We start from the raw sequence: 4,015 nt of genomic DNA, 5'->3' as shown, positions 1-4,015 counted from the left end.
CGAGCCGCGACGACGGCGGGAACGGCGGCGGCACCGGCGGCGGCGCGAACGGCGAGAAGGCCGCCGCCGCCAAGGCACCGGACCGGCTGTGGACGTTCCAGGCCCGCAGCCCGGACTCCCGCGCCGAGGTCCTGCCGGCCGGCAGCGGCGTCGCGATGCCCGCCGGCATCGTGCTGTGCGGGGTCAACGCCGAGAGCGGCGCCACCACCTGGCAGGCCAACCTCGCCGACGGCTGGCGCTACACGGCGGCCGACAAGCGGATCTACGCCCTGCGCGACGCCGGAGAGGGCGCCGCGCTCGCCGTGTGCGAGATCGACATGAGCGACGGGCAGCCCGGCGACCCGCTGGCCGAACTCGCCGACTACGCGGGCTCGGAGAACCGCAACCAGATCCTGTGCGTGGCGGACGACACCGCCTACCTGGCCGCGCGCGCCGCCTCCGGCAAGGACTGGTACCTGCTCGCCGTCGGCCTCGACGACGGCCGGCAACGCTGGCGCGCGCCCCTCGACGCCGCCGAGCAGGAGAACCTCCCGCCGCTGCTGTGCGCCGCCGTCACCGGGGACGCCCTGGTGTGGTACCGGTCCGACTCCGCGTACACCTCCTCCCTGTGGATCGGCGTGCACGCGAAGGCCGACGGCAAGGAGCGGTGGAAGCTCAGCGAACCCTACGACGACGGGAAACCCGTCCAGATCGTCCACGACGACCGGCACCTCTACCTCGCCTCGGTGGCCCTCTCGGCCCTCAAGATCACCGACGGGGAGACCGCCTGGCTCTTCGGCGACCGGCGCGACGTCGGCGACAGCGCCGGCGAGACCCGGGTGTACGGCGAACCCGCCCTGCGCGACGGCGTCGTCTACTGCACCGAGGGCGACCGGGGCCTGGTCGCCGTCGACGCCCTCACCGGCTCCCTCAACTGGGCGGAGAAGGGCCTGAAGAACCGGCACCTCAGCCGCGCCGAGGCACCGGCGGTCGGCGCCAGGTACGTCTACGGCCTCGACGACCGGGGACTGCGCGCCGTGGAGATCAAGACCCGGCAGGCGGCGTGGACCCTCAGCACCGACGCCACCGTCCTCACCGCCGACACCGAACGCGGCCACCTCTACGTCCGCAGGGAGAAGGAGACCTTCGCCCTGCCCCTCGACTGACCACCCGCACCCCGCACCTGACCGCCCGCATCCCGCACCCCGCACCGGAAGGACCCCACGTGCAACCGCTCGGCCCCGGAGACCCCCTCCGCCTCGGCCCCTACCGCATCGTCGGCGTCCTCGGCGCGGGCGGCATGGGCAAGGTCTACCTGGGCCGCGACGCGCACGGCGGCCCGGCCGCCGTGAAGGTGCTGCTGCCCGAACTCGCCGACGACCGGCACCTCGCCGAGCGCTTCGTCCGCGAGGCACGCACCGCCCGCGCGGTGACCAGCGAGGGCGTCGCGCGCGTGCTCGCCGCCGAACCCGAGTCCGGACGGCCGTGGATCGCCTCCGAGTTCCTCGCCGGACCCACCCTGGACGAAGCCGTGGAACACTACGGACCGTTCGGCGACGCCCTGCTGCGCGAACTCGCCCGCTCCCTGGCCCGAACCCTGAAGGACATCCACGTCACCGGCCTCGTCCACCGCGACCTCAAACCGCAGAACGTCGTCCTCACCTCCCGCGGCCCCCGGATCATCGACTTCGGCATCGCCCGCCCCGAGCACGGCCTGACCCTCACCATGACCGGCCAGATCCCCGTCACCCCCGGCTACGGCGCGCCCGAACAGGTACTGGGACAGCGCGTCGGCCCGGCGGCCGACCTCTTCTCCCTCGGCGCGGTCCTCGCCTACGCCGCGAGCGGCCGCCCCGCCTACCCGGGCACCGAGGTCGCCGCCGTGCTCTACGAGGTGGTGCACGGCACCCCCGACCTCGGCGCGCTGCCCGGTCCGCTGCGCGACCTCGTCGCCCCCTGTCTCTCGAAGGACCCCGCCGCCCGGCCCTCGCCGGCCCAGGTGGCCGACTTCGCCCGGCCCCCGGCCGGCAGCGACCGGTTCTGGACCACCGGCCCCCTCGCGGACGACATCCGGCAGCGCGAGGAAGAGGTCCGCCGGGCCACCGAGCGGCCCGGACCCGCCGGCGCGCCGACGGTCCCGGCGGGCGCGCCGGGCGGCCCGCGCCCCTCCCGGCGCGGGCTGCTGCTGGCGCTCGCGGGGGGCGGCGCCCTGGTCGCGGCCGGCGCGGGCGGCACCGCGTGGTGGCTGAGCGGCGGCGCGCCCTCCTCCGACCCGTTCGACATACCGGCGGCCGCGAAGGCGGAGGCCGCCGAACCCGTCGGCGACACCGGGCGGCTCACCCCTCTGTGGGGCCCGCTGGAGAACGTCGCCGACGCGGGGTCGGCGCGACCGCTGCCGGTCCGCGACGTCGTGGTGTGCGCGGCGAACGGCGGCGGTGTCGTCGCCCACGCGGTCACCGACGGCAAGGAACGCTGGCGGGCCGGGGAGGCGCGCGGCGACGCCGGGTACCTGTCGGTCGGGGACCGGCTGGTCGCGACCGCCGACGAGGACGGCGTCCTGCGGACCTACGTCGCCGCCACCGGCGAGGCCAAGTGGACGGCCGACGCCGGGGCCGACGTCCTGCTGGCCGCCGACGCGGACCACGTCTACGTCCTCACCGCCGAGGGCGCGCTGCGCTGCGTGTCGGCCTCCGACGCCTCGGTGCGGTGGACGCGCCGCCCGCCGCTGGCCCTCACCGGCCGCCCCGCGGCGGCGCTCGGCGCGGGACTCCTCGTCGTGTGCGGCGGCTCCGGGGACGTGGTCGCGGTCAAGGCCGCCGACGGCACGAAGGCATGGGTGCGCGAAGAACAGGCCGCGGCGGCCCTCGCGCCCGCGATCGACGGGGGCGTGGTCTTCCTCGGCGGCCACACCTTCGCCGCGGTCCGGGCGGCCGACGGCGAGGAGGTGTGGTCGCGCGAGCCGTACCAGGAGATCCGCCGCGGGGCGTACGGCTGGGGGCCGCCCGCCGTCGCCGGCGGCATCGTCTGCCTCACCGACGGGGACGTGCTGCGCCGGATGCGGACCGACGGCGACGACGAACAGACCGCCTTCATCGCGGGCGTCACCCCGCCGTGGCAGCCGCCGGTGATCCAGGCCGACAGCGTCTGGCTGGCCGAGGGCGACGACACCGGCGTGAGCGGCTTCCCCCGCCAGGGGGAGAGCGTGGGGGCCCCGACCGTCACCTACCCCCTCACCGGCGCGGCGGGCGGCCGCACCGTCGCCGGGGACCGCAACCGCCTCTTCGTCCTCAACTCCGGTACGTTGCTGGCGCTCCCGGTGTTCTGACGCCTCACGCGAACTCCCTTTACGCGGCGGACCCCCCGCCCCCTGAACCTCACCCCGGGGCGTCCGAACGCACGCGGAAGCAGCGGGAGTTGGCGGGCGCCCCTCGTGTGCTCCCGGCGCACCGCCGTCACACCGCGGCCCGCGCTTACCGCTCCGGGCGGTCGGAAAGGCTGTCGGCGTCAATCCGGCACCGAGCCAGGAGGAACCCCCGATGCCCACAGCCGACGACCGCGAACTCTTCGACGCACTGCGCGAACTGCTCGCCGCCACCGTCGAGGACGTGTCCGTGGAGGAGGTCGGCCTCGACTGCGGTCTGAAGGACGACCTCGGAGTCGACTCGCTGGCCCTGCTGGAACTGGTCGCCGCGATCGAGGACCGCTGGGGGATCGAGGTGCCGATGGACGACGCCGCGCGCCTGAACACCGTACGCGAGATCGTCGAGTACCTCGCCCCGCTGGCCCCCGCCCCGGCCGGCGGCGCCGCGTGAGCCCACGACGGCGGGCCGCACCGGGCCGCGACGAGACCGCCGTCATCACCGGAGTGGGCATGACCACGGCGCTCGGCGGAGACGCGGCCTCCACCTGGGCGGCGCTCCTGGACGGCGGGTGCGGCATCGAGAGCCTCGACCTCGCCGCGCCCGGCGGCCCGCCCCGGACCGGGCTCGCGGCGGCCGCCGCCGTGGACCCCGGGTCGGCGCTGTCCCCGGCGAAG

3 protein-coding genes and 1 pseudogene are annotated in these 4,015 nt (G+C 76.1%); all 4 read left to right on the top strand.

The window, feature by feature from the left end:
- Positions 1-1,145: PQQ-binding-like beta-propeller repeat protein (locus UW392_RS34480; RefSeq protein WP_320779140.1), on the top strand; the 1,145-nt coding region annotated here is incomplete at its 5' end.
- Between the two features lie 59 nt (positions 1,146-1,204).
- On the top strand, positions 1,205-3,304 hold the full coding sequence (locus UW392_RS34475; RefSeq protein ID WP_320779139.1) for a serine/threonine-protein kinase: 2,100 nt from the start codon (positions 1,205-1,207) through the stop codon (positions 3,302-3,304).
- Between the two features lie 211 nt (positions 3,305-3,515).
- Positions 3,516-3,791, top strand: a complete 276-nt coding sequence (locus UW392_RS34470) for an acyl carrier protein (protein ID WP_320779138.1) — start codon at positions 3,516-3,518, stop codon at positions 3,789-3,791.
- A pseudogene (locus UW392_RS34465) lies at positions 3,788-4,015 on the top strand (beta-ketoacyl-ACP synthase); the annotation flags it as partial. The gene UW392_RS34470 and the pseudogene UW392_RS34465, both read left to right, overlap by 4 nt.

The sequence above is a fragment of the Streptomyces sp. CRN 30 genome (genome assembly GCF_034105845.1).
The sequence above is the reverse complement of the archived record's forward strand: the minus strand, read 5'-3'. Positions and strand labels throughout refer to the sequence as shown.